Here is a 24,726-nt window from a genome sequence, read left to right as displayed (position 1 = left end):
GGCATAGGCCAAGGGCATCGTCCGGGACGGGTGACCGCTCAGCGCCCGTTGAACGCGTCCTTCAGACGGGAGAACAGCCCCTGCTGGCCCGGCTGGAACTGGCCCTGGGGCCGCTCCTCGCCGCGCAGCTTGGCCAGCTCGCGCAGCAGCCGCTCCTGCTCGGGGTCGAGCTTGGTCGGGGTCATGACCTCGACGTGGACGATGAGGTCGCCCCGCCCGCCGCCGCGCAGATGCGTGACGCCCCGGCCGTGCAGCGGGATCGACTGGCCGGACTGGGTACCGGGCCGGATGTCGACCTCCTCCAGGCCGTCGAGCGTCTCCAGCGGCACCTTGGTGCCGAGGGACGCCGCGGTCATCGGGATGGTGACCGTGCAGTGCAGATCGTCGCCGCGCCGCTGGAAGGTGGAGTGCGGCAGCTCGTGGATCTCGACGTAGAGGTCGCCGGCGGGGCCGCCGCCGGGGCCGACCTCGCCCTCGCCCGCGAGCTGGATCCGGGTGCCGTTGTCGACGCCGGCCGGGATCTTGACGGTGAGCGTGCGCCGGGAGCGGACCCGGCCGTCGCCCGCGCACTCCGGGCAGGGGTTCGGGACGATGGTGCCGAAGCCCTGGCACTGGGGGCAGGGGCGGGAGGTCATGACCTGGCCGAGGAAGGACCGGGTCACCTGGGAGACCTCGCCGCGGCCGCGGCACATGTCGCACGTCTGGGCGGTGGTGCCGGGGGCGGCGCCCTCGCCGCTGCACGTGGAGCAGACGATCGCGGTGTCGACCTGGATGTCCTTGGTGGTGCCGAAGGCCGCCTCCTCGAGGTCGATCTCCAGCCGGATCATCGCGTCCTGGCCGCGCCGGGTCCTGGACCTCGGCCCCCGCTGGGACGCCGTACCGAAGAACGCGTCCATGATGTCGGAGAAGTTGCCGAAGCCACCGGCCCCGAAGCCGCCCGCGCCACCGCCGCCGGCCTGCGAGAGGGGGTCGCCGCCGAGGTCGTAGACCTGCTTCTTCTGCGGGTCCGACAGCACCTCGTAGGCGGCGTTGATCTCCTTGAACCGCTCCTGGGTCTTCGGATCCGGGTTGACGTCCGGGTGCAGCTCGCGGGCGAGCCGGCGGAAGGCCTTCTTGATCTCATCCTGCGACGCGTCGCGGCGCACGCCGAGAACGGCGTAGTAGTCCGTGGCCACTTACGACTCCGCCAGGATCTGTCCGACGTAACGTGCCACCGCTCGTACCGCTCCCATCGTTCCCGGGTAATCCATGCGGGTCGGGCCGACCACGCCGAGTTTGGCGACTGCCTCGCCGCCCGAACCGTAGCCGACCGAGACCACGGAAGTGGAGTTGAGTCCCTCATAGGCGTTCTCATGACCGATGCGTACGGTCATGCCCGAATCCCCCGCCTCGCCCAGGAGTTTGAGGAGAACGACGTGTTCCTCCAGGGCCTCCAGGACGGGCCGGATGGTGAGAGGGAAGTCATGTCCGAAGCGGGTGAGATTGGCGGTGCCGCCGATCATCAGCCGCTCCTCGTTCTCCTCGACGAGGGTCTCCAGCAGGGTGGAGAGCACCGTCGAGACCGTGCCGCGGTCGTCCGCCTCGAAGGCTTCCGGCAGGTCCTCCACCAGGCGCGGCACGTCGGCGAACCGGCGGCCGGCGACCCGGCTGTTGAGCCGCGCGCGTAGATCCGCCAGAGAGGCCTCCCCGAAGGGCGCCGGGCAGTCCACCATGCGCTGCTCGACCCGTCCGGTGTCCGTGATCAGCACGAGCATCAGCCGGGCCGGCGCGAGCGCCAGCAGTTCCACGTGCCGCACGGTGGACCGGGTCAGCGACGGGTACTGCACGACGGCGACCTGCCGGGTGAGCTGCGCGAGCAGCCGTACGGTCCGCGCCACGACGTCGTCGAGGTCGACGGCGCCGTCGAGGAAGTTCTGGATGGCGCGCCGCTCGGGCGCGGTCATCGGCTTGACGCCGGCCAGCTTGTCGACGAACAGCCGGTAGCCCTTGTCGGTGGGGATCCGCCCGGCGCTGGTGTGCGGCTGGGCGATGTATCCCTCGTCCTCCAGGGCGGCCATGTCGTTGCGCACGGTGGCCGGGGAGACGCCGAGGCTGTGCCGCTCGGTGAGGGCCTTGGACCCCACCGGCTCCTCGGTTCCGACGTAGTCCTGGACGATGGCGCGCAGCACCTGCAGCCTGCGTTCACTCAGCACCCGCGCACACCTCCCGTGGTCGTCCCCAGTCCCCTGGGCGTCCCCCCTGGCACTCTTCGCTTCCGAGTGCCAGACGTTCCCCGGTCAGTGTACGGCTGTGGGGTACACCGGGGGCAAGGTCGGCCGACGCCGGGACGCCCTACCGTTAGCGTCCCGGTATGACCATGACTTGGGAAGAGCTGGGGTGGGAGCGGGTCGCCGCCGGGGTCGGGCGGGTGCGCCTGCCGGGCTGGGACTGCACGGCGGGGCTGGTCGTCGGGGCGGGCGCGGTGCTGATGGTGGACGCCGGGTCGGGTCTGGCGGAGGGGGTGCGGCTGCGGACGCAGGCCGAGGAGCTGACCGGCGCGCGTGTGACCCATCTCGCGCTCACCCATCCGCATTTCGACCATGTGTTCGGTGCGGCGGCGTTCGCGGGCGCGGAGGTGTACGGGGCGGTGGGCATGGACACGGTCCCGGCGGAGGAGCTGCGGGCGGACGCGGTGCGCAACGGTCTGGACGAGGCGACGGCGACGGAGGCGGCGGACACGCTGGTCGCCCCCCGCCACCTGGTCTCCGGCGAGTGGACCCTCGACCTGGGCGGGAGCCGTCAGGTCCTGCTCGCGAACGTGGGCCCGGCGCACACGGCGCACGACCTCGTGGTCCTGGTCCCCGGCTCCCCGGAGGTCGTCTTCTGCGGCGATCTGGTGGAGGAGTCCGGCGAGCCCCAGGCGGGCCCCGACGCCGTCCCCTCGCACTGGCCGGCGGCCCTGGACCGCCTCCTCGCCCTCGGCGGCGAGGACGCGCTGTACGTGCCGGGGCACGGGGCGGTGGTGGACGCGGCGTTCGTACGGCGGCAGCGGGACGCGCTGGCGGCGCGCTTCGGCGTGTCGCACTGAGCCGGGTGCGCTCGGGCGGGGGCTTCTCCTATCGTCATCCGAATGCGCCCGTACTCGCCGGATCTCACCCCTCCCTGGAAGAAGCCGAAGCCCGTCCCCGAGGTCCCGGCGGAGCCCGGCCTCGTGGTGGAGGAGCCCGGCACCGGCTTCTGCGGCGCGGTGATCCGCTGCGAGGCGGGCACGGTGACCCTGGAGGACCGCTTCGGCAAGCACCGGGTGTTCCCGCTGGAGCCCCGGGGCTTCCTCCTGGAGGGCCGTGTGGTGACCCTCGTACGGCCTTCTTCCGGCCCCGTGCGTCCTACCCGCACCGCGTCCGGCTCGGTAGCCGTCCCCGGCGCCCGCGCCCGCGTGGCCCGCGCCGGCCGCATCTACGTCGAGGGCCGGCACGACGCCGAACTGGTCGAGAAGGTGTGGGGCGACGACCTGCGCGTCGAGGGCGTGGTGGTGGAGTACCTGGAGGGCGTGGACGACCTCCCGGCGATCGTCGAGGACTTCGGCCCCGGGCCGGACGCGCGGCTGGGGGTGCTGGTGGACCACCTGGTGCCCGGCACGAAGGAATTCCGCATCGCGCAGGCGGTGACGAGCGAGCACGCCCTGGTCGTCGGTCACCCGTACATCGACATCTGGGAGGCGGTGAAGCCGTCGTCCCTGGGCATCACGGCCTGGCCGCGCGTGCCGCACGGCCAGGACTGGAAGACGGGCGTGTGCCGGGCGCTGGGCTGGCCGTCCGACAACACCGGGGCGGTGTGGCAGGCGATCCTGGCGCGGGTCGGCTCCTACAAGGACCTGGAGCCCGCGCTGCTGGGGCGAGTGGAGGAGCTGATCGACTTCGTCACGGGTAGCGGTGGGGCCTGACATTCTCGTAGGCGGCGAATTCGCTGGTGTCCAGTTCGAGGCCAAGGGGTTCCAACGGCATCAGTTCACCGAAGAAGGCGTGCCGCTGCCGTCGGTAGTCGGCGTCCTCACCCCCGCCCTTCGGCTCACTGAGCAGAACGCACTGAGCCATGACGGGATCGATGATCAGGTAGGCGGGTACCTTGGCCGCCGCATAGACAGAGCGCTTGAGAAGGTAGTCGCGATCGGCGCTCCGTCCGGAGACGACCTCGATCACTGCGGTGACCACCCCGGCCGGAACCAGCGCCCCCTGCTTCGGGCACGCATCACGCTCGACCACCACCACGTCAGGTACGGGCGCGCTGACATCGTCGAACATGTCCACGCGCATGGCCTGGAGCCGGGACCAGCGACTGCGCGGAATCTGGTCCACCACGTCGGTCACGCTCCGCTTGTGCACCAGATCCGGACTCGGCGTCATCACGACGGTCCCCCGCAGCAGCTCGGCCCTGATGCCCTCGGGGGGTTCCAGCTCCACAGGGGATTCACTCGCCGGGGTGATCAGTCCACCAGGTCCCGCACCACCGCGTCCGCCAGCAGCCGCCCCCGCAGGGTGAGCACGGCACGGCCGCCGTCGTACGGGGCCTGCGCCAGCAGCCCGTCCGTCAGGGCCCGGCGGGAGGCCTTCAGGCCCTCCTCCCGGAGCAGGTCCAGCGGGACGCCCTCCCGCAGCCGCAGCTCCAGCAGGACTCGCTCGACCCGCCGGTCCTCCTCGGAGAGCAGCTCACGCCCCGCCCCGGGGGAGCGGCCGGCGGCAAGGGCTGCCGCGTACGCGCCCGGATGCTTCACGTTCCACCAGCGCACGCCGCCCACGTGGGAGTGCGCCCCGGGGCCCGCGCCCCACCAGTCCGCGCCGCGCCAGTACAGCTCGTTGTGCAGACAGCGGGCCGCAGGCGAGGTGGCCCAGTTGGAGACCTCGTACCAGTCGTAGCCGGCGGCGGTCATCACCTCGTCCGCGATCAGATAGCGGTCGGCGTGGACGTCGTCGTCGGTCATCGGGATCTCCCCGCGCCGGATGCGCCGGGCCAGCTGGGTGCCCTCCTCGACGATCAGGGCGTACGCGGAGACATGGTCGGGTCCGGCGCCGAGCGCGGCCTCCAGGGAGGCCCGCCAGTCGTCGTCGGACTCGCCCGGGGTGCCGTAGATCAGGTCCAGGTTGACGTGCTCGAAGCCCGCCGTGCGGGCCTCCGCGACACAGGCCTCGGGGCGGCCGGGGGTGTGGGTGCGGTCGAGGACCTTCAGCACGTGCTGCCGGGCGCTCTGCATGCCGAAGGAGATCCGGTTGAAGCCGCCCGCGCGGAGCGTGGCGAGATAGGACGGGTCGACGGACTCCGGGTTGGCCTCCGTCGTCACCTCCGCGTCCGCCGCCAGGCCGAACTCGTCGCGGATCGCGCCCAGCATCCGGACGAGGTCGTCGGCGGCAAGGAGCGTGGGGGTGCCGCCGCCGACGAAGACCGTGCGGACCGGACGCGGGTCGTCGCCCAGCACCTTCCGCGACAGCCGGATCTCGTCGATCAGGGTGTCGGCGTAGTTGTCGCGGGAGGCGAGGACTCCGCCGGTGCCGCGCAGCTCGGTGGCGGTGTAGGTGTTGAAGTCGCAGTACCCGCAGCGGGTCGCGCAGTAGGGGACGTGCAGATAGAACCCGAGGGGGCGGTCGGCTGCGCCGGTGAGCGCGTGCGCCGGGAGCGCGCCGTCGTCGGGGACGGGCTCACCGTCGGGGAGTGCGGAAGGCATGCCCTCCATTGTCCCGTACCGCGCCGGCGTACGACGACGGTCACTCCGCCTGGAGCACCAGCAGCGCCAGATCGTCCTCCGGGGGATGCTCGCCGAACTCGTGGACGAGCCGGCGGATCCGCTCGGCGATCGGCTCGGCCCCCAGGCCCACGCAGCCGGCGAGCGCGACGGCCAGCCCGTCGCCGTCGTCGAACTGGCGGAGGCCGGAGCGCCGCTCGGTGACCCCGTCGGTGACGCACAGCAGGCTGTCGCCGTGCCGCAGCTCGAGCACGTCGCTGGTGTACGTCACGTCCTCGATGACCCCGAGCAGGGTCTGGGGGCGCGCGGCCGTGGCGACGGAGCCGTCCGGGCCGAGGAGCAGCGGCAGCGGGTGCCCGGCGGAGGCCAGGGTGCAGCGGACGCCGCCCTCGAAGGGGGCCAGCTCGCCGTAGAGGAGGGACAGGAACCGGGTCTGGGGGCCGTCGCCGGGGCCGGTGGGGCCGACGAAGGCGCGGGCGGCGGCGTCGGCGGCCTCGGTGGCGTCGTCGAGGAGGAGCTGGTTGAGCCGGTCCAGGACGTCGGGGACGCCGTACCCCTCACGGGCCAGCAGCCGCAGCCAGGGGCGGGCGAGGCCGATGACGACGGCCGCCTCCGGGCCCTTGCCCTGGACGTCGCCGATGGCGAAGCACCAGCGGCCGTCGCCCGCCGGGAACAGGTCGTAGAAGTCGCCGCTCGGGCCGCCCTGCTCGCGCGGCTCGTGGACGAGGGCGCTGCGCACGCCGGGGATCTCGGCGACGGCGCCGGGCAGCAGCCCGCGCTGGAGGACGGCGCTGATGGTGGCCTGGCGGGCGTACTGGCGGGCCGCGCCGATCGCCAGCGCCACCCGGCGGCCCAGGTCCTCGACGAGCCCGGTGACCTCGTCGGCGAAGGCACCCGGTCCGGCCCGCCCGATGACCAGGGTGCCGAGCGGGCGGCCGCCGGCGATCAGCCGGTAGGCGAGGGCGGCGCCGCGCGGGCCGAGCGCCGCGCCGGGCCAGGGGAAGTGCTCGGGCCCGGAGCGGGGCGGTTCCGCGGGGCGCGGCGGATCCTTCTCCAGGGCCCGGCGCAGCTCCTCGATCCGGCCCTCGTCGCCGTGCCAGACCCGGGCCAGTCGCGGTCCGGGGCCGCCGGCCCATTCGCCCCAGCCGCCGCCGTGCCCGCTGACCTCGTCCTCCAGCCAGACCCCGCACCAGTCGGCGAGCCGGGGCACCAGGAGCTGGCTGGTGAGCGCGGCGACGAGATCCTCGTCGAGCTGCCCGGCGAGCAGGTCGGAGGCCTCGGCGAGGAACGACAGGGCGCCGCGGTTCAGCCAGTCTCCGTCCCGGCAGGAGGGCTGCGGTTCGGGGGCGAGGGCTTCGAGGAGGGGGTCGAGGGGCGCGACGGGCGAGGCGCCGTACGTCCCGTCGGTCTCGTACGGCTCGGGGGCCAGGGGCAGCAGCCGCGCCCACACCGTCTTCGCGCCCCTGCGGTACGTCACTCCCCAGGCGTCGGCGAGCGCGGCGACCAGCCGCAGGCCGCGGCCGTACTCCGGGGTCTCGTGCGGCGTCTCGGGCGGGTGGTCGCGGGGGGCGCGGGAGGGGTGGTGGTCCCCGACCTCGACGACGACCGCGTGTCCCTGTTCGGGATCGTCCTCCAGCCGGCACAGCAGGTCCACGTCGGTGCCGGCGTGCACGACGGCGTTGGTGACGAGCTCGCTGACGACGAGGGTCACGTCCTCGGCCAGGCGTTCGGGAAGGTCCCCCCACTCCGCGAACGCGGCCCGCACCAGAGCGCGGGCGAGGCCGGGGGCATGGGGGCTGCCGGCCAGGGTGGCGCGGGTGACCGGGGGCGCGTCGGGGGTCGCGGACGACGGCGCACCGATACCGAGGGAGACGGTCTCCCGCTGGGTCGGAATGGCCCCCATGCGCAGCTCCCCGGGCAGTTCGGATGCCCTCAGGGTGACAGACGGATCCCAGCCATATGCGGTGCGTGACCGAAGGGGATCATGTCGTATGCGAAGGGTGCTGCGTGTGTGTACGGATGTGCTCGATGAAGGACGAATAAGGTTCGCTTTTCGAGCACGGGGACTACAGCCGACCGAAAGGGGCGCGGGGAACTGCGCGAGCAACCACAACGCTCCCGCAGCCTCCCACGCGCCCCAACCCGCCCCTATGCCTCCCGCGTCCCCGCGTACATCTCCTCGATCAGGTGCTGGTACTCCCGCTCCACCACCGGCCGCTTCAGCTTCAGACTCGGCGTGATCTCGCCGTGCTCCACGTCGAGATCCCGCGGCAGCAGCCGGAACTTCTTGATCGTCTGCCACCTCTGGAGCCCGGCGTTGAGCTCGGCGACGTGGCCCTCGATGAGCGCGACCGTCTCGGGCGCGGCGACGACCTCGGCGTACGACCTGCCCCCGAGCCCGTTCTCCTTGGCCCAGTCGAGGATGGACACCTCGTCCAGCGCGATCAGCGCGGTGCAGAAGTTCCGGTCGGCGCCGTGCACGAGGATGTTGGAGACGTACGGGCACACCGACTTGAACTGGCCCTCGACCTCGGTGGGCGCGATGTACTTGCCACCGGATGTCTTGAACAGGTCCTTCTTGCGGTCGGTGATCCGCAGATAGCCGTCGGGCGACAGCTCGCCGATGTCACCGGTGTGGAACCAGCCGTCGGCCTCCAGCACCTCGGCGGTCTTGTCGGGCAGCCCGTGGTAGCCCTCCATGATCCCGGGGCCGCGCAGCAGGATCTCGCCGTCCTCGGCGATCCGCACCTCCGTGCCGGGCAGCGGCTTGCCGACCGTGCCGGTGCGGTACGCCTCGCCCGGGTTCACGAAGGAGGCCGCGGAGGACTCGGTGAGGCCGTAGCCCTCCAGGATGTGGATGCCGGCGCCGGAGAAGAAGAAGCCGATCTCCGGGGCGAGGGCGACGGAGCCGGAGACACAGGCGCGCAGCCGCCCGCCGAACGCCTCGCGGATCTTGGCGTACACCAGCGCGTCGGCGGCCCTGTGCTTGGCGGCGAGACCGAAGGGGGCGCTCGCGGTGCCGGTGCGGCGGAAGTTGTCCTGGGTGACCTTGGCGTACTCGCGGGCGACCTCGGAGGCCCAGCGGAAGATCTTGTACTTGGCGGGGCCGCCGGCGCGGGCCTTGTTGGCGATGCCGTTGTAGACCTTCTCGAAGATCCGCGGCACGGCCGCCATGTAGGTCGGCCGGACCACCGGAAGGTTCTCGATGATCTTGTCGACGCGGCCGTCGACGGCGGTGACGTGCCCGACCTCGATCTGGCCGGAGGTGAGCACCTTGCCGAAGACGTGCGCGAGCGGCAGCCACAGGTACTGGACGTCCTCGGCGCTGATCAGACCGGTCGCGGCGATCGCCTTGGCCATGTACGACCAGTTGTCGTGCGGCAGGCGCACGCCCTTGGGGCGGCCGGTGGTGCCGGAGGTGTAGATGAGGGTGGCGAGCTGCTCCTTGGTGATCGCGGCGACGCGCTCCTTGATCAGCCCGGGCTCCTGCTCCAGCCGGGCCGCGCCGCGCTTCTCCAGCTCGTCGAGGGTGAGGATCCAGTCCTCCCCGGTGTCGACGCCGGCCGGGTCGAGGACCACCACATGGGTGAGGGCGGGCAGCTCGGCGCGCTTCTCGACGGCCTTGGCGACCTGCGCCGCGTCCTCGGCGATCAGCACCCGGCTCTCGGAGTCGGAGAGGATGTACGCCGATTCGTCGGCGTTGGTCTGCGGGTAGACGGTGGTCGTCGCGGCGCCGGCGCACATGATGCCGAGGTCGGCGAGGATCCACTCGATCCGGGTGGCGGAGGCGAGCGCGACACGCTGTTCGGGCTGCACCCCCAGCTCGATGAGCCCGGCCGCGATCGCGTACACCCGCTCGGCGGCCTGCGCCCAGCTCAGCGACTTCCAGTCGTCGGGGCCCGCGCCGGACGCGGCGGGCACCGGGTGCCGGTAGGCCTCGGCGTCGGGCGTGGCGGCCACCCGCTCCAGGAAGAGGCCCGCCACGGACGGCGGACGGTTCTCGATCAGGGTCTGTGGGTCGCTCACGACATCCTCCGGGGCCCGCGACGGCGCGGCTGGCTCTTGCGGCTGTTGTTTAACTCGCGAGTAACTATCGAGCAGGGCATCAGGGTAAAGGGCGACCGCCCGGCACGTAAGGGGCCACGTACGGTCACTTTCTCCGGACAGCACACCACGGGCCCGCCGCGCGACAGCACGGCGGGCCCGGTGTTCAGGCGTCGGAGGGGCTACTTCTTGCCCTTGGCGGAGCCCGCGGCGTCGTCGCTGCTCAGCACGGCGATGAAGGCTTCCTGCGGAACCTCCACGGAACCCACCATCTTCATCCGCTTCTTGCCTTCCTTCTGCTTCTCCAGCAGCTTCCGCTTACGGGAGATGTCACCGCCGTAGCACTTGGCGAGGACGTCCTTGCGGATGGCGCGGATGGTCTCGCGGGCGATGACCCGGGAGCCGATGGCGGCCTGGATCGGCACCTCGAAGGCCTGCCGCGGGATCAGCTCGCGCAGCTTGGCGACGAGCCGCACCCCGTAGGCGTACGCGGCGTCCTTGTGGGTGATCGCCGAGAAGGCGTCCACCTTGTCGCCGTGCAGCAGGATGTCGACCTTGACCAGGCTGGAGGTCTGCTCGCCGGTGGGCTCGTAGTCCAGCGAGGCGTAGCCGCGGGTCTTGGACTTCAGCTGGTCGAAGAAGTCGAAGACGATCTCGGCGAGCGGCAGGGTGTAGCGGATCTCGACCCGGTCCTCGGAGAGGTAGTCCATGCCGAGCAGGGTGCCGCGCCGGGTCTGGCACAGCTCCATGATCGAGCCGATGAACTCGGTCGGCGCCAGGATGGTGGCGCGCACGACCGGCTCGTAGACCTCGCTGATCTTCCCCTCGGGGAACTCGCTCGGGTTGGTGACGACGACCTCGGTGCGGTCCTCCATGACCACGCGGTACACCACGTTCGGCGCGGTGGCGATGAGGTCGAGGCCGAACTCGCGCTCCAGGCGCTCACGGATCACGTCGAGGTGCAGCAGGCCGAGGAAGCCGACGCGGAAGCCGAAGCCGAGCGCGGCGGAGGTCTCGGGCTCGTAGACCAGGGCGGCGTCGTTGAGCTGGAGCTTGTCCAGGGCCTCGCGCAGCTCCGGGTAGTCGGAGCCGTCCAGCGGGTACAGACCGGAGAAGACCATCGGCTTGGGGTCCTTGTACCCGCCGAGGGCCTCGGTCGCGCCCTTGACCTGGCTGGTGACGGTGTCACCGACCTTGGACTGGCGGACGTCCTTCACACCGGTGATCAGATAGCCCACCTCGCCGACGCCGAGGCCGTCGGCCGCCAGCATCTCGGGCGAGTTGGTGCCGATCTCCAGCAGCTCGTGGGTCGCGCCGGTCGACATCATCCTGATGCGCTCGCGCTTGTTGAGCTGGCCGTCGATGACCCGGACGTACGTGACCACGCCCCGGTAGGAGTCGTAGACCGAGTCGAAGATCATCGCGCGGGCCGGGGCGTCCTTGACGCCGACGGGGGCCGGGATGTCCCGCACGGCCCGGTCGAGCAGCGCGTCCACGCCGACACCGGTCTTCGCGGAGACCCGGAGCACGTCGTCGGGGTCGCAGCCGACCAGGTTGGCGAGCTCCTCGGCGAACTTCTCCGGCTGGGCCGCGGGAAGGTCGATCTTGTTGAGCACCGGGATGATCGTGAGGTCGTTCTCCATCGCCAGATAGAGGTTGGCGAGGGTCTGGGCCTCGATGCCCTGGGCGGCGTCGACGAGGAGGATGGTCCCCTCACAAGCCGCGAGGGACCGCGAGACCTCGTAGGTGAAGTCGACGTGCCCGGGGGTGTCGATCATGTTGAGGATGTGCGTGTTGTTCTTGTCGTGGGTGGGAGCCCACGGCAGCCGCACCGCCTGGGACTTGATCGTGATGCCGCGCTCGCGCTCGATGTCCATCCGGTCGAGGTACTGAGCACGCATCTGCCGCTGCTCGACCACACCGGTCAGCTGGAGCATCCGGTCGGCGAGCGTGGACTTGCCGTGGTCGATGTGCGCGATGATGCAGAAGTTGCGGATCAGAGCCGGGTCGGTACGGCTCGGCTCGGGCACATTGTTAGGGGTCGCGGGCACGCAGGGTCCTGTCTCTTGAGGCGCCTTGTGCCTCGGGTCGGATCGATACGTAGGCTCCATGGTCCCACGCGCGGCGACCGGGAGCCGGTTTGGGCCATTCTCGGGCCCGCTGGTAGTGTGGGCAGCTGTGTCTCATGCCCTCTCAGCGCGAGGCACCAAAGAATCCAGGAATTAGAAGAGGCTTATTTCGTGGCGAACATCAAGTCCCAGATCAAGCGGATCAAGACCAACGAGAAGGCTCGGCTGCGCAACAAGGCCGTCAAGTCCTCCCTGAAGACCGCGATCCGCAAGGCCCGTGAGGCCGCTGCCGCGGGTGACCTCGCGAAGGCCACCGAGCTCCAGCGCGCTGCCGCGCGTCAGCTCGACAAGGCTGTCTCGAAGGGTGTCATCCACAAGAACCAGGCCGCCAACAAGAAGTCGGCGCTCGCTTCCAAGGTCGCGACCCTCCAGGGCTGAACCCCTCTGGTCTGACCGGATCCCCCGGGATCCGAGCCGCCGGAAGGACCCAGGGCGGGCCCTCTCTCATCCGCCCCCGACCGGCCCCCGAGCCCGTACGCGGCCTGCGTTCGCCACGCGGGTATGGGCTCAGCAGCTTCACCAGATTGATCAGCTTCATCAGCTTTATCGGCTTTGTCTGAAGGCCCCGGCCCTCCGCCCTTCCCCAGGGCGGCAGGCCGGGGCCTTCGGCATGCCCGGTCACATCCAGAACTGGTCCGACTTCGCCATGTCCGCGACACACTCATCGAGGTCGGTGATCTTGTCTCCCATGATCCGGAAGACGATGCCGCCCATCTCGTCGATGTGCTTGCCCGCCCGGTCGGCGGTGAAGTGGTGCACGGACATGACATGCCCGCGGCCGTCCACGAACAGGTTCCGCAGCTCGACGCGGAACGACCCGCCGGTCTCCGAGTAGAGCCGGCCGTAGTAGTCGTTGAGGACCGAGTCGATCCCCTTGTAGTCCCCGGAGAGCGGGTGAGAGCCGGGGACGTGGTGGGTACAGTCCCCGGTCATCAGTGCGCGCAGGGTGTCCATGTCTCCGCGCTGGAAGGCTTCGTAGCCCTCACGGACTATCTTCGCGTGCGGGTGTTCAGCCACGGCGATCGCCACCTCTCCTTGTCAGGCGACAGAGGCTGATAGGGGCCCGGCAGGGGCCGATACGCACGATTCTCCTCTGGGGAGTCCCTACCGTCCTCTGGAGCGGGCGGCCCGCGCGATGGCGACGACCGCCTTCTCCAGCGCGTACTCCGGGTCGTCCCCGCCGCCCTTCACCCCGGCGTCCGCCTCGGCCACCGCGCGCAGCGCCGCGGCCACCCCGTCCGGGGTCCAGCCCCGCATCTGCTGGCGCACCCGGTCGATCTTCCACGGCGGCATGCCCAGCTCCCGCGCGAGATCGGCGGGACGGCCGCCGCGCGCCGAGGACAGCTTGCCGATGGCCCGCACGCCCTGTGCCAGCGCGCTGGTGATCATCACGGGTGCGACACCGGTGGCCAGCGACCAGCGCAGCGCCTCCAGGGCCTCCGCGGCCCGCCCCTCCACCGCCCGGTCGGCGACGGTGAAGCTCGACGCCTCGGCCCGCCCGGTGTAGTACCGCCCCACGACGGCCTCGTCGATGGTGCCCTCGACGTCGGCGACGAGCTGGGTCACCGCCGAGGCCAGCTCCCGCAGATCGCTGCCGATGGCGTCGACGAGCGCCTGGCACGCCTCGGGCGTCGCGGACCGCCCGGTGGCCCGGAACTCCTGCCGCACGAACGCCAGCCGGTCGGCCGGCTTGGTCATCTTCGGACAGGCGATCTCCCGCGCCCCGGCCTTGCGGGCGGCGTCCAGCAGCGCCTTGCCCTTGACCCCGCCGGCGTGCAGCAGCACCAGCGTGATCTCCTCGGCGGGCGCCGAGAGATAGGCCTTCACGTCCTTGACGGTGTCGGCCGACAGATCCTGCGCGTTGCGGACGACCACGACCTTGCGCTCCGCGAAGAGCGAGGGGCTGGTCAGCTCGGCGAGGGTGCCGGGCTGCACCTGGTCGGGGGTCAGGTCCCGGACGTCCGTGTCGGCGTCCGCGGCCCTGGCGGCCGCCACGACCTCCTGCACCGCCCGGTCGAGCAGCAACTCCTCCTGCCCCACGGCGAGCGTCACCGCGGCGAGGACATCGTCATTCGCAGTCTTCCTGGCCATCGGATACAGCATCGCACGGCCCACTGACAGTGCGTGTCCGTCGGGTTGCCGTCGCCTACGGTTCCTCGCGCCAGCCCTCCCACTCCCCCGCGAACTCGTCCAGCGCCCCCGCGTCCAGCACGCCGCCCTCGTCCCGCAGCACCACCAGCCACTGCGCGTCCTCGGCGTCGTCCTCGCCCGCCAGCGCGTCCCGGACGAGCAACGGCTCCTCGCGCACCCCGAACCGCTCCACGAGTGCCTCCGCCACCTCCTCCGCGGCATCGCGGTCGGGCAGCACCAGCACATGTCTCACATCGCTCACGGAGCCATTCTCCGGTACCCGCGCCTCAGCCCTTCGGCACGAGCTGCACGTCCAGATCGACCTGGATGCTCGGCCCGACCACCGCGATCCCGCGCGCCAGCATCGTCTGCCAGCTCACGGTGAAGTCGTCCCGGTGCAGTTCGGTCCGCGCCCGGCAGGCCGCCCGCGTCTCGCCGCCCATGCCGGTGCCGAGCCCGAGGTACTCCGTGTCCAGCGTCACGGTCCGCGTCACGCCGTGCAGCGACAGCGCCCCCGTCACGGCCCACCGGCTCCCGCCCTTGTGCGTGAACCGTTCGCCGTAGAACTCCAGCGTCGGATACCGGTCCACGTCCAGGAAGTCCGCCGACCGCAGGTGCTCGTCCCGCATCCGGACGTTGGTGTCGATGGAGGCCGCGTCGATCACCACGTGCATCGCCGACTGCTCCACCCGCTCCGCGATCCGCACCACTCCCGCGAAGGAGTTGAACCGCCCGTGGATCCGCGCGAGCCCGATGTGCCGCGCGGTGAACCCGATCGAGGAATGCGTGGGCTCGATGTCCCAGTCCCCCGGCGCCGGCAGCTCCGGCGGCTGCGCCAGCTGGAGCGTCACGTCACCGAGCGAGGCCAGGGCGTTCTCCCCGACCGTCGCGGTCGCCCGGTAGGGGGTGAACCCCTCGGCGGACACGGCGAGCCGGTACTCACCGGCAGGCACCGTCGTCATGAACGCCCCGAACGGATCCGTCCCGCCGCTGACGATCTTGCGGCCCATGGTGTCGCTCACCGCGAACTCCGCGTTGCGCACGGGCTCGTTGACCGGATCCAGCACCCGGCAGCTCAGCACCCCGGCGTTCTCCGGGGTCGGGAGCGCCGCGAGGGGACTCATCCGTTGCACCCGGTTCGTACGGTTTTCCATCCAGCGGCCGAACATCAACGCCACCCCTGCGCGACTTGACTCCACACCTTGCCGAAGACCCATTCGATCACCGATGCGGCTTTCGAGGCAACACGATCCCAATTACCCCCGCGGGCCCGCTTCCACCGCCCTCACCTCCGGCACCCGCTCCAGCACGATCCCGAACCGCTCCCGGTACACCCCGAGCACCTCCTCGTCCGTCACCAACTCCGTCTCCTCGCTCTCCCCTTCCGGCCCGGTCACCTTCCACCGCCGCCCGCTGAGCGTGATCCTTCCCCCGTCCTCGGTCACCCGCGAACAGACCAGCGACCGGGTGAAGTGCGACGCGGGCGAGGTGCTGTGCCACCAGGCCCCGGCCACGAAGTCCCCGAGCGCCCTCGGCCTGGCCTCCAGCCGGTACTGCGGCGAGCCGTCCCGTACGACGTCCAGATCACCGGCCTCCGCCTCGACGATCCGGAACACCCCGCCGGGGTCCTTCTGCTCACCCCGGTCCGCCCTGCGGAGCGGGTGGTGGCTGTGCGCCCCGAACCCCACGTCGGCCAGCCATGCCCCGTCGTCCACCGTGCGCACCCCGAGCGCCATGTGGTCGTACGGGATCCCGAGCCGCCCCGGCTCCCCGAACACCCGCGCCGCCAGGAACGTCACCTCGAACCCGAGCGCCGTCAGCAGCGTCCCGAACGCCCCGTTCAGCTCGTAACAGAACCCTCCTCTGCGCTCCTCCACGATCTTCTCCACCAGCCGCCGCTCCTCCAGCACGATCCGCTCACCGAGCTGGACCGAGAGGTTCTCGAAGGGCACGGTCAGCAGATGCCTCAGATGGAGTTCGCTCAGGGCGGCGGCCGTGGGGCGGGGCGGGCGCACGACCCCGAGGCGCCGCAGATAGGCGTCGACGAGGCGGTCGTCCGGGCGGTCGTCCGGGCCGTCCTCCACGCGGGCGTCCGGGCTTCCGTCCACGCGTGCGTCCGGGTGGGCGTCCTGGTGTGTGGGATCCATGCCCTCAGTCTCGCGCCACCCGCAGCGCCCCGGCCACGCCGGCGACCGCCAGCGCCCCGTCCCGGTCCGTCCGCAGCACCGTCGCACCTCCGGCCTTCAGCGCCGCGACCGTGCCGGGCGCCGGGTGTCCGTACGGGTTCCCCGCCCCCGCGGAGATCAGCGCCAGCCTCGGCGCCACCGCCCGTATCAGGTCCGGGTCCTGGTAGGCCGAGCCGTGGTGGGCGACCTTGAGCACATCCACCCGGCGCACCGAACCGCCCGCCGGTGACCGCAGCAACGCCCGCTGGGCCGGGGGTTCGAGATCGCCGAGCAGCAGCATCCGCAGCCCGCCCGACCGTACGAGCAGGGTCACGCTCGCGTCGTTCGGCCCGTCCGGCACCGGCACCGGACGCGAGGGCGGCCACAGCACCTCCCAGTCGAGCGGCCCGGCCCGCCGCCGCTCCCCCGCCACGGCCCGCAGCACCGGCACATGCCGGGCCCGCGCCTGGTTCCGTACGAACTCCACCTGGTCCGGGGGCTCCTCGAACCCCGTCGTCTCGATCGCGCCCACCTCCCGTCCGCGCAGCACCCCGGGCAGTCCGGCCACGTGATCGGCATGGAAGTGGGTGAGCACCACGAGCGGCACCCTGGTGATGCCGAGCGTGCGCAGGCACCGGTCGACGGGCTCCGGGTCCGGCCCGGCGTCCACCACCACTGCTGTGCCCTCGCCGGCCGCCAGGACCGTCGCGTCACCTTGTCCCACGTCGCACATCGCCAGCCGCCAGCCCGGCGGCGGCCAGCCCGTGAGGACCCGGGTGAGCGGCGGCGGCCGCACCACGGCCAGCAGGAACACCATCCCGCAGAGCGCGCACAGCCACGGCCGGCCCGCCAGCCGTCCGCCGAGCAGCAGCACCGCCGCCGTGACGAGGGCGAGCAGCAGCGCCCCGGCCCAGGTGCCGGGCCAGTCCACTCCCCCGCCGGGCAGCGCCGCCCCGGCCCGCGCGATCCACGCGATCCAGCCGGCCGGCCAACTCGCGCACCAGGCCAGCGCCTCGGCCACCGGCATCGCCACCGGCGCCGCCGCCAGCGCGGCGAAGCCCAGGACGGTCGCGGGCGCCACCGCGAACTCCACGAGGAGGTTGCACGGCACCGCGACCAGGCTCACCCGCGCCGACAGCACCACCACGACCGGTGCGCACAGCGCCTGCGCCGCCCCCGCCGCCGCCAGCGCCTCGGCGAGCCGCGGCGGCACCCCGCGCCCGCGCAACGCGGCACTCCAGCGCGGCGCCAGCGTCAGCAGGGCGCCCGTGGCGAGCACCGACAGCAGGAAGCCATGACTCCGGGCCAGCCACGGGTCGTACAGGACCAGCAGCAGGACCGCTGTCGCCAGCGCCGGGACGAGGGATCTGCGACGGCCGGTGGCGAGGGCGAGCAGCACCACCGCCCCGCAGGCCGCGGCCCGCAGCACACTCGGGTCGGGCCGGCACACCACGACGAAGGCGAGGGTGAGCGCTCCGCCGAGCAGCGCGGTGGCCCGCAGGGGGATGCCGAGGCGGGGCGCCAGGCCCCGGCGTTCGACCCGCTGGGCCAGTCCGGGCGGGCCCAGGAGCAGGGCGAGGACGATCGTGAGGTTGCTGCCGGAGACGGCGAGCGTGTGGGCGAGGTCGGTCTCCTTGAAGGCCTCGTCCAGTTCGGGCGTGATCCGGGCGGTGTCGCCGACGACCAGCCCGGGCAGCAGCGCGCGGGCGTCCGCCGGCAGTCCGTCGGTGGCCTCCCGCAGGCCCGCGCGCAGCCGGCCGGCCGTGCGCTGCACCGCCGACGGCCCCCGCACGACCTGCGGTGTGTGCGGGCTCCGCACCCGCAGCACCGCCGCGATCCGGTCCCCTCCCGTCAGCGGCGGAGCCAGCCGCCCGGTCACCCGGACCCGGGTGGACGGCAGCAGTCGCAGCCACGGCGATCTCCCGGCCGCCGCCCGCCCGGCCGTCCGGACGTCCACCAGCATCAGCACCGGTGTCCGTGTCGCGACCGCCTCCCCCTCCGGTCCCTCGACCCTGCGGACCTCCGCCTCGATCAGCACGGAGTCCGGGATCGCGTGGTCCCCGCGGACCCGGGGCCGGGTGAGCCGGGGATCGGAGGTCAGCTCGACCTCGGCGGTCACCGTCGGGTACCGCCCCGCGAGCCCCGGCACCGGCCCCCGCCGCAGATCGGCCCCGTGCAGTCCGGCCGCGGCGGCCGCCGCGGCGACACAGAGCAGCGAGGCGGCCACGGTGAACCGCGCCCGGCCGCCGCCCCGGCCCCGGACCGCCAGGAGCACGGCCGCCCCGGCCAGACAGCAGAGCACCAGGCCCACCACGATCCCCGGCGTCGCGTCCAGGGTGAGCGCCGCGGTGGCCCAGGCCGCCGAGGCGGGCGGCACCAGCCGCAGATCGAGCGGCGCCTCCTGCCGTGGATGCGCGTCCCCCAGCCGCTTGCCGGAGGCGGCATGGATCCGGCGGCGGGGAGGGGCGGCGGGACCCTCTTCAGGTCGTCCGCGGTCGGGCTCCGGCGCCTCCCCCGGCCTCATGGCCGCACCAGGTCGCGCAGATCGGCGTAGCGGCGCTCGCCGATGCCGTCGACCTCGCGCAGTTCGTCCACCGAGCGGAAGCCGCCGTGCCGGGTGCGGTGGTCCACGATGTGCCGTGCCAGCACGGGGCCGACGCCGGGGAGGGTGTCGAGTTGCTCCACGGTGGCCGTGTTGAGGGAGACGGGCGCCGCAGGCCCCGGTCCGGCGGGTGCCGCCGCTCCCTCGGCCGCCGGGGGCGCGGGGCCGCCGACGACGACCTGTTCGCCGTCCACCAGGAACCGTGCCCGGTTGAGGCCCTCGGTGCTGGTCCCCGGCCGCACCCCGCCGGCCGCGCTCAGCGCGTCGACGACCCGGGAACCGGCCGGAAGACGCCGGATGCCCGGCTTGCGGACCTTCCCGCTGACGTCCACCACGATCTCGGCCGCGGGCGTCGCGGCCGGCGGGGACGCCTCGGCCGCCGCGCGCACCACCTCCGGGGGCCGGACCGGCTCGGCCCCGCCCGTGCGGAAGTGCTGGACGGCGAAGCCGACGGCGACGACCAGCACCACCGTCAGCGCGAGCGCGCTGCCGCGTTCCATCCCGCAGCGGGTCTGCACCCACACCGGCATCCGCTCCCACAGCGCGGACCCGAGCCGCTCCCGCCGGCCGCGCGCCCGGCCCGCGCGGGGCTCCGACGGCTCCGGCTCGTCGGGCGGTCCTTCCCGGGCCTCCCGGGCACCGTCCTCCTCGTGCCGCTCCCCGTCGCCGCCCCGCGCCGCGAACAACACCTCCGCCCGGCGGCGCAGTTCCTCCGCGGAGGCGTGTCGCGTACGGCCGTCGGAGCCGGGCGCCCGGCCGGGGCCGCTGGTCGCGTGGTGGGGGCGTGGGCGTGTGGTCGAGCGTGATCGAAGTGCCATGTCCCGAGGATCGGACACATCGTCACATCGCGCTGATCTTGCTCGATTCCCGGGGACTACTCCCCAGTTGTGGACAACTCCACCACCCGCACGGGTGGCCTCCTAGCGCGGCGACACCACAACTCCCAGCAGTCCGGGCCCCGTATGCGCCCCGATCACCGCGCCGACCTCGCTCACATGGAGGTCCGCCAGGCCCGGCACCCGCGTCCGCAGCCGGTCCGCCAGCGCCGACGCCCGTTCGGGAGCGGCGAGATGGTGGACGGCGATGTCGACGCGGGCGCTGCCCGCACGGTCGGCGCCCAACTCCTCCAGCCGGGCGATGGCCCTGGACGCCGTCCGCACCTTCTCCAGGAGGTCGATGCGGCCCGCGTCCAGCTGGAGCAGCGGCTTCACCGCGAGCGCCGAGCCCAACAGGGCCTGGGCGGCGCCGATCCGGCCGCCACGGCGCAGGTAGTCGAGGGTGTCGACGTAGAAGTAGGCGGCGGTGCCGTCGGCCCGCTTCTCGGCGGCGGCGACCGCCTCGTCCACGGTGCCGCCGGACTCGGCGGCCTCGGCCGCGGCGAGCGCGCAGAACCCGAGGGCCATGGCCACCATGCCGGTGTCCACCACCCGCACCGGTACCGGCGCCTCCCGTGCCGCGACCACCGCCGCGTCGTAGGTGCCGGAGAGTTCGGCGGACAGGTGCAGGGAGACGATGCCGGTGGCACCGGCCTCGGCGGCCCTGCGGTAGGTCTCGGCGAAGAGTTGGGGGCTGGGGCGCGAGGTGGTGACGGGGCGTCGCTTCTGCAGGGCCTGGGCCAGGGAGCGGGTCGAGATCTCGGTGCCCTCTTCCAGGGCCTCGCCGCCGAGGACGACGGTCAGGGGTACCGCGGTGATGCCGTGGCGCTCCATCGTCCCCTGCGGCAGGTAGGCCGTTGAATCCGTGACGATCGCGACATGGCGGGACATGAGCTGGAGGTTACCTGGCGTAGCGCGTGGACGGCAGCCCGGCCCCTCTCGCCTGGACAGGCCTTGACCGAATCCGGTAGGGATCACATACCGGACGTCTCGGGGCGGGGCTTCTTCTGCCAGGGGTAGGTGGGGCGCGGCCCGGTCGGGTCGATCGCGGGCCGGTCCGGCTCCTGCGCGGCGGAGGTGCCCGGTGTCTGCGGTCGCGCCTGCGGCCGTGCGGTCCGCGGGGTGTCCTCGTCCTCGGTGGTCCAGTGCCGCAGGGCGCCGGCCTCGACGTCGATCTGGGCGCTGAGGTGGTCCAGGTCGTCCTCGGCGAAGCGGCGGGCGCGGTCGCGGACCGCCCAGCGCAGGGAGTCCGCGGAGCTCGTGACGCGGTCGGTGCGCTCGCGCAGCGACGACAGCCGCTCGGCGAGCCTGGCCCGGTCGGGCTCGGACTCCAGCCGCTTGAGCTCGCCGTCCAGTTCACGGCCGTGGGCGCTGAGCCGCTGGAAGAGGGCGAGGGACTCCTTGAGGGACTCGTCCTCCGTCACGCCCGCGTGCAGCGCGTCCTGGGTGGCCCGCATCGAGGTGCGCAGTTTCAGCCGGAGCTGGGCGATCTCGCCGACGGGTCCCGGCTGGGCGAAGGACTTGGCCCGCAGGGTGTGGTCCTCGACCGTGCGGCGGGCCTGGTCGATGGTGCGGTCCACCCCGCGCTTGGCGGCGCCGACCGCCTTCACCGTCGCGTAGACGCCGAGCACCGTGAGCAGCACGAAGAGCAGGGCGACGACTGCGATCACTGCTTCCACGAGCTCCTCCTCGACCGGTCCACGTCCCTCATCGGTCCGCGCACCTCCATCCGTTCCCCATCAAACGGTAAACGAGACGGGCAGGCCCGGAGTTCCGGAAGAACCCCGAACCTGCCCGCAGAGGACCCCTAGGGGACGTCACGCCGGAACGATGTTCACCAGCTTCGGCGCCCGCACGATCACCTTGCGGATCCCCGCCCCGTCCAGCGCCTTGACGACGTTCTCGTCGGCGAGGGCCACCTTCTCCAGTTCCTCGTCGGAGATGGCCGGGGACACCTCCAGACGCGCCTTGACCTTGCCCTTGATCTGGACGACGCAGGTGACGCTCTCGTCCACGACGTACGCCGGGTCGGCGACCGGCAGGTCCTGGTGGACGACCGAGTCGGTGTGGCCCAGCTTGCGCCACAGCTCCTCGGCGATGTGCGGGGCCAGCGGGGCGATCAGCAGCACCAGGGCCTCGGCGACGGTGCGCGGCAGCGCCCCGCCCGCCTTGGTCAGGTGGTTGTTCAGCTCGGTGATCTTGGCGATGGCGGTGTTGAAGCGCAGGCCCTCCAGGTCCTGGCGCACCCCGTCGATCGCCTTGTGCAGCGCGCGCAGCGTGGGCTCGTCGGGCTCGCTGTCGACGACGGTGACCTCGCCGGTGTTCTCGTCGACGATGTTGCGCCACAGACGCTGCAGCAGCCGGTACTGGCCGACGACCGCGCGGGTGTCCCACGGGCGGGAGACGTCCAGCGGACCCATCGCCATCTCGTACAGGCGCAGGGTGTCGGCGCCGTACTCGGCGCAGATCGTCTCCGGCGTGACCGAGTTCTTCAGGGACTTGCCCATCTTGCCCAGTTCGCGCTTGACCGGCTCGCCCGCGTAGAAGTACGCGCCGTCGCGCTCCTCGATCTCGGTGGCCGGCACCGGGAAGCCGCGGCTGTCGCGGTAGACGTAGGCCTGGATCATGCCCTGGTTGAACAGCTTGTGGAACGGCTCGGCGGACGAGACGTGCCCCAGGTCGAAGAGGACCTTGGACCAGAAGCGGGCGTACAGCAGGTGCAGCACCGCGTGCTCGGCACCGCCGACGTACAGGTCGACGCCGCCGTGCGGCCGGCCCTCGCGCGGGCCCATCCAGTAGCGCTCGATCTCGGGGTCGACCAGCCGCTCGCTGTTGTGCGGGTCCAGGTAGCGCAGTTCGTACCAGCAGGAACCGGCCCAGTTGGGCATGGTGTTGGTCTCGCGGCGGTACGCGCGCGGGCCGCGGCCGTCGCCCAGGTCCAGGGTGACGCTGACCCAGTCCTCGTTGCGGGACAGCGGGGTCTCCGGCGAGGTGTCCGCGTCGTCCGGGTCGAAGGTGCGGGGCGAGTAGTCCTCGACCTCGGGCAGCTCCAGCGGCAGCATCGACTCGGGCAGGGAGTGGGCGACGCCGTCCTCGTCGTAGACGATCGGGAAGGGCTCGCCCCAGTAGCGCTGGCGGCTGAACAGCCAGTCGCGCAGCCGGAAGTTGACGGTGCCCTGGCCGATGCCCTTGCGGGCCAGCCACTCGGTGACGCGGGCCTTGGCCTCGGCGACGGGCAGGCCGTCCAGGGAGATGTCGTCGTTGGACGAGTTGATGATCTTCGCGTCGTAGGACCCGAAGGCGGTCTCCCAGGTGGCGGTGTCGGTGCCGCGGCCGTCGGTCGGCTCGACGATGCAGACGATCGGCAGCTCGAAGGCGCGCGCGAACTCGAAGTCGCGCTGGTCGCCGGCCGGGACGGCCATGATCGCGCCGGTGCCGTAGCCCATCAGGACGTAGTCGGCGATGAAGACGGGGATCCGCTCGCCGTTGACCGGGTTGGTCGCGTAGGCGCCGGTGAAGACGCCGGTCTTCTCCTTGGCCTCGGCCTGCCGCTCGACGTCGGACTTGGAGCCGGCCTGGGCGCGGTAGGCGGCGACGGCCTCGGCGGGGTTCGCGTGTCCGCCGGTCCACACGTCGTGGGTGCCCTCGGGCCAGGCGGCCGGGACGAACGTGTCGACCAGCGGGTGCTCGGGCGCCAGGACCATGTAGCTCGCGCCGAACAGGGTGTCGGGGCGGGTGGTGAAGACGGTGATGTGCTCGCCGTCGATGGGGAAGTCGACGCGGGCGCCCTCGGAGCGGCCGATCCAGTTGCGCTGCTGCAGCTTGATGGCCTCGGGCCAGTCCAGCGCGTCCAGGTCGTCGATCAGACGGTCGGCGTAGGCGGTGATGCGCATGTTCCACTGGCGCAGCTTGGCCTTGAAGACGGGGAAGTTGCCGCGCTCGGAGCGGCCGTCGGCGGTGACCTCCTCGTTGGCCAGGACGGTGCCCAGGCCGGGGCACCAGTTGACCGGCGCGTCGGAGGCGTAGGCCAGCCGGAAGTCGCCCAGGACGTCGGCGCGCTCGGTGGCGGTCAGTTCGTTCCACGCGCGCGTGTGGCCCGGGACGCCGCGCTCACCGGACTCGAACTGGGCGATCAGCTCGGCGATCGGGCGGGCCTTGGCGGCCTCGTCGTCGTACCAGGAGTTGAAGATCTGCAGGAAGATCCACTGGGTCCACTTGTAGTAGTCCGGGTCGATCGTGGCGAACGACCGGCGCTTGTCGTGGCCCAGGCCCAGCCGGCGCAGCTGGGACTTCATGTTGGAGATGGCGGCCTCGGTGGTGACCCGGGGGTGCTCGCCGGTCTGCACGGCGTGCTGCTCGGCGGGCAGGCCGAAGGCGTCGAAGCCCAGGGTGTGCAGGACGTTGTGGCCGGTCATGCGCTGGAAGCGCGCGAAGACGTCGGTCGCGATGTAGCCCAGGGGGTGGCCGACGTGCAGGCCCGCACCGGAGGGGTACGGGAACATGTCCATGATGAACTTCTCGGGGCGGGCGACGACCGCGGGGTCCCCGGCCAGGTCGCCCTTGGGGTTGGGCGCGGCGTAGGTGCCCTCGGCGTCCCAGAAGTCCTGCCAGCGTGCCTCGATGTCGGCGGCCATGGCCGCCGTGTAGCGGTGTGGCGCGGCATCCGCCGACATGCCCGTGGTGGCAGCGGGGTTCGTCTCGCTCATGATCCTCAAAGCTCCATCGATCGTCTCTGCCGACTGCTGCGACTTCCCGGAAACGAAAAATCCCCTCGCACAGGAGGGGACGCCGCGCCGATGCCGAACCGTCCGGTCCACCGGCGTTCGGGACTGATCAGCGCGGCCCGCTAAGCAGAAGGCGTACGGCACGCATGGCGCTAGGGTACCGCAGGGGTTGAGCAAGCTGCGACGGACTTACGTATGACCTACGGACACCGGGCACACCCGGCCGAAGTTGAACAAAGGTCAAGGATTACTTCGCGTAACAGCAACTAAAGGGACATCGTCCCGCCCAGATGGTCACTTGATAACAACGCAATAACTCAAACCTCGTACCCATCGGTATGGAG

General features: G+C 72.1%; 20 protein-coding genes. 3 read left to right on the top strand and 17 right to left on the bottom strand.

Translation table 11 applies throughout. The features are described from left to right. Positions 1-38: 38 nt before the first annotated feature. Both dnaJ and hrcA read right to left on the bottom strand, forming a co-directional pair. Entirely contained in the window at positions 39-1,175 is a 1,137-nt protein-coding gene (dnaJ, locus tag ABZ490_RS00505) for a molecular chaperone DnaJ (RefSeq protein ID WP_358982349.1), read from the bottom strand. Continuing rightward, a complete protein-coding gene (gene hrcA, locus ABZ490_RS00500; RefSeq protein WP_358982347.1) occupies positions 1,176-2,192 on the bottom strand; it encodes a heat-inducible transcriptional repressor HrcA in 1,017 nt (338 codons plus the stop codon). 158 nt (positions 2,193-2,350) lie between these two features. Here hrcA and ABZ490_RS00495 point away from each other — a divergent pair, with 158 nt between their 5' ends. Next, positions 2,351-3,067, top strand: coding sequence for an MBL fold metallo-hydrolase (locus ABZ490_RS00495; RefSeq protein ID WP_358982345.1), 717 nt, complete (start codon positions 2,351-2,353; stop codon positions 3,065-3,067). Positions 3,068-3,109: 42 nt separating this feature from the next. Further along, positions 3,110-3,922, top strand: a complete 813-nt coding sequence (locus tag ABZ490_RS00490; RefSeq protein ID WP_358982343.1) for a DUF3097 domain-containing protein — start codon at positions 3,110-3,112, stop codon at positions 3,920-3,922. Here the strand turns inward: ABZ490_RS00490 and ABZ490_RS00485 are convergent. The 5 genes from ABZ490_RS00485 to lepA all read right to left on the bottom strand — a co-directional run bounded on the left by ABZ490_RS00485 (position 3,900) and on the right by lepA (position 11,808). Beyond that, positions 3,900-4,439 carry a Uma2 family endonuclease gene (locus ABZ490_RS00485; protein WP_358982341.1) on the bottom strand — a complete coding sequence of 180 codons (540 nt, stop codon included), beginning with the start codon at positions 4,437-4,439 and terminating at the stop codon, positions 3,900-3,902. The genes ABZ490_RS00490 and ABZ490_RS00485 overlap by 23 nt on opposite strands. A 23-nt stretch (positions 4,440-4,462) precedes the next feature. After that, positions 4,463-5,695 (bottom strand): radical SAM family heme chaperone HemW, encoded by a 1,233-nt coding sequence (gene hemW / locus ABZ490_RS00480; protein WP_358982339.1) that lies wholly within the window; start codon positions 5,693-5,695, stop codon positions 4,463-4,465. Between the two features lie 40 nt (positions 5,696-5,735). Continuing rightward, positions 5,736-7,616 carry a SpoIIE family protein phosphatase gene (locus tag ABZ490_RS00475; RefSeq protein ID WP_358982337.1) on the bottom strand — a complete coding sequence of 627 codons (1,881 nt, stop codon included), beginning with the start codon at positions 7,614-7,616 and terminating at the stop codon, positions 5,736-5,738. Between the two features lie 245 nt (positions 7,617-7,861). Next, the gene (locus tag ABZ490_RS00470; RefSeq protein ID WP_358982335.1) at positions 7,862-9,739 is read right to left on the bottom strand and encodes an AMP-dependent synthetase/ligase; all 1,878 of its coding nucleotides are present in this window, start codon (positions 9,737-9,739) and stop codon (positions 7,862-7,864) included. Between the two features lie 200 nt (positions 9,740-9,939). After that, positions 9,940-11,808, bottom strand: coding sequence for a translation elongation factor 4 (gene lepA, locus ABZ490_RS00465; protein WP_340379606.1), 1,869 nt, complete (start codon positions 11,806-11,808; stop codon positions 9,940-9,942). A 189-nt stretch (positions 11,809-11,997) separates the two neighbouring features. Between lepA and rpsT the strand changes: the two genes are divergently transcribed. Next, complete coding sequence (gene rpsT / locus ABZ490_RS00460; RefSeq protein ID WP_067244350.1) at positions 11,998-12,264, top strand: 30S ribosomal protein S20; 267 nt, start codon at positions 11,998-12,000, stop codon at positions 12,262-12,264. A 240-nt stretch (positions 12,265-12,504) separates the two neighbouring features. On the opposite strand, the gene ABZ490_RS00455 is transcribed toward rpsT, so the two are convergent. The 10 genes from ABZ490_RS00455 to leuS all read right to left on the bottom strand — a co-directional run bounded on the left by ABZ490_RS00455 (position 12,505) and on the right by leuS (position 24,364). Beyond that, a complete protein-coding gene (locus tag ABZ490_RS00455; protein WP_358982332.1) occupies positions 12,505-12,903 on the bottom strand; it encodes a nuclear transport factor 2 family protein in 399 nt (132 codons plus the stop codon). Between the two features lie 87 nt (positions 12,904-12,990). Then, positions 12,991-13,977, bottom strand: coding sequence for a DNA polymerase III subunit delta (gene holA, locus ABZ490_RS00450; RefSeq protein ID WP_358982330.1), 987 nt, complete (start codon positions 13,975-13,977; stop codon positions 12,991-12,993). Between the two features lie 55 nt (positions 13,978-14,032). Beyond that, complete coding sequence (locus tag ABZ490_RS00445; protein WP_358982328.1) at positions 14,033-14,278, bottom strand: hypothetical protein; 246 nt, start codon at positions 14,276-14,278, stop codon at positions 14,033-14,035. Between the two features lie 25 nt (positions 14,279-14,303). Further along, a complete protein-coding gene (locus ABZ490_RS00440) occupies positions 14,304-15,185 on the bottom strand; it encodes a YceI family protein (RefSeq protein WP_358982326.1) in 882 nt (293 codons plus the stop codon). A gap of 87 nt (positions 15,186-15,272) precedes the next feature. Further along, positions 15,273-16,163 carry an arylamine N-acetyltransferase gene (locus ABZ490_RS00435; RefSeq protein ID WP_358982323.1) on the bottom strand — a complete coding sequence of 297 codons (891 nt, stop codon included), beginning with the start codon at positions 16,161-16,163 and terminating at the stop codon, positions 15,273-15,275. A gap of 4 nt (positions 16,164-16,167) precedes the next feature. Next, positions 16,168-18,705, bottom strand: a complete 2,538-nt coding sequence (locus ABZ490_RS00430) for a ComEC/Rec2 family competence protein (protein WP_358982320.1) — start codon at positions 18,703-18,705, stop codon at positions 16,168-16,170. Next, positions 18,702-19,601 carry a ComEA family DNA-binding protein gene (locus ABZ490_RS00425; RefSeq protein WP_358982317.1) on the bottom strand — a complete coding sequence of 300 codons (900 nt, stop codon included), beginning with the start codon at positions 19,599-19,601 and terminating at the stop codon, positions 18,702-18,704. Before ABZ490_RS00425 ends, ABZ490_RS00430 begins: the two co-directional genes overlap by 4 nt. 102 nt (positions 19,602-19,703) lie before the next feature. Continuing rightward, the gene (locus tag ABZ490_RS00420; RefSeq protein WP_358982314.1) at positions 19,704-20,549 is read right to left on the bottom strand and encodes a DegV family protein; all 846 of its coding nucleotides are present in this window, start codon (positions 20,547-20,549) and stop codon (positions 19,704-19,706) included. Positions 20,550-20,632: 83 nt separating this feature from the next. Continuing rightward, entirely contained in the window at positions 20,633-21,337 is a 705-nt protein-coding gene (locus ABZ490_RS00415) for a hypothetical protein (RefSeq protein ID WP_358982310.1), read from the bottom strand. Positions 21,338-21,475: 138 nt separating this feature from the next. After that, entirely contained in the window at positions 21,476-24,364 is a 2,889-nt protein-coding gene (leuS, locus tag ABZ490_RS00410) for a leucine--tRNA ligase (RefSeq protein ID WP_358982307.1), read from the bottom strand. Positions 24,365-24,726: the final 362 nt, after the last annotated feature.

Source organism: Streptomyces sp. NPDC005811, from assembly GCF_040630405.1.
GTDB lineage: Bacteria > Actinomycetota > Actinomycetes > Streptomycetales > Streptomycetaceae > Streptomyces.
Note: the sequence above shows the minus strand (reverse complement) of the source record. Positions and strands in the feature narration are given on the sequence as shown.

Bases quoted from the DNA above. Each gene is read 5' to 3' on its own strand.
- ABZ490_RS00495 (WP_358982345.1), top strand. From the start codon at position 2,351: ATGACCATGACTTGGGAAGAGCTGGGGTGGGAGCGGGTCGCCGCCGGG.
- ABZ490_RS00490 (WP_358982343.1), top strand. From the start codon at position 3,110: ATGCGCCCGTACTCGCCGGATCTCACCCCTCCCTGGAAGAAGCCGAAG.
- hemW (WP_358982339.1), bottom strand. From the start codon at position 5,695: ATGCCTTCCGCACTCCCCGACGGTGAGCCCGTCCCCGACGACGGCGCG.
- ABZ490_RS00475 (WP_358982337.1), bottom strand. From the start codon at position 7,616: ATGGGGGCCATTCCGACCCAGCGGGAGACCGTCTCCCTCGGTATCGGT.
- holA (WP_358982330.1), bottom strand. From the start codon at position 13,977: ATGGCCAGGAAGACTGCGAATGACGATGTCCTCGCCGCGGTGACGCTC.
- ABZ490_RS00440 (WP_358982326.1), bottom strand. From the start codon at position 15,185: ATGTTCGGCCGCTGGATGGAAAACCGTACGAACCGGGTGCAACGGATG.
- ABZ490_RS00435 (WP_358982323.1), bottom strand. From the start codon at position 16,163: ATGGATCCCACACACCAGGACGCCCACCCGGACGCACGCGTGGACGGA.
- ABZ490_RS00430 (WP_358982320.1), bottom strand. From the start codon at position 18,705: ATGAGGCCGGGGGAGGCGCCGGAGCCCGACCGCGGACGACCTGAAGAG.
- ABZ490_RS00425 (WP_358982317.1), bottom strand. From the start codon at position 19,601: ATGGCACTTCGATCACGCTCGACCACACGCCCACGCCCCCACCACGCG.
- ABZ490_RS00420 (WP_358982314.1), bottom strand. From the start codon at position 20,549: ATGTCCCGCCATGTCGCGATCGTCACGGATTCAACGGCCTACCTGCCG.
- leuS (WP_358982307.1), bottom strand. From the start codon at position 24,364: ATGAGCGAGACGAACCCCGCTGCCACCACGGGCATGTCGGCGGATGCC.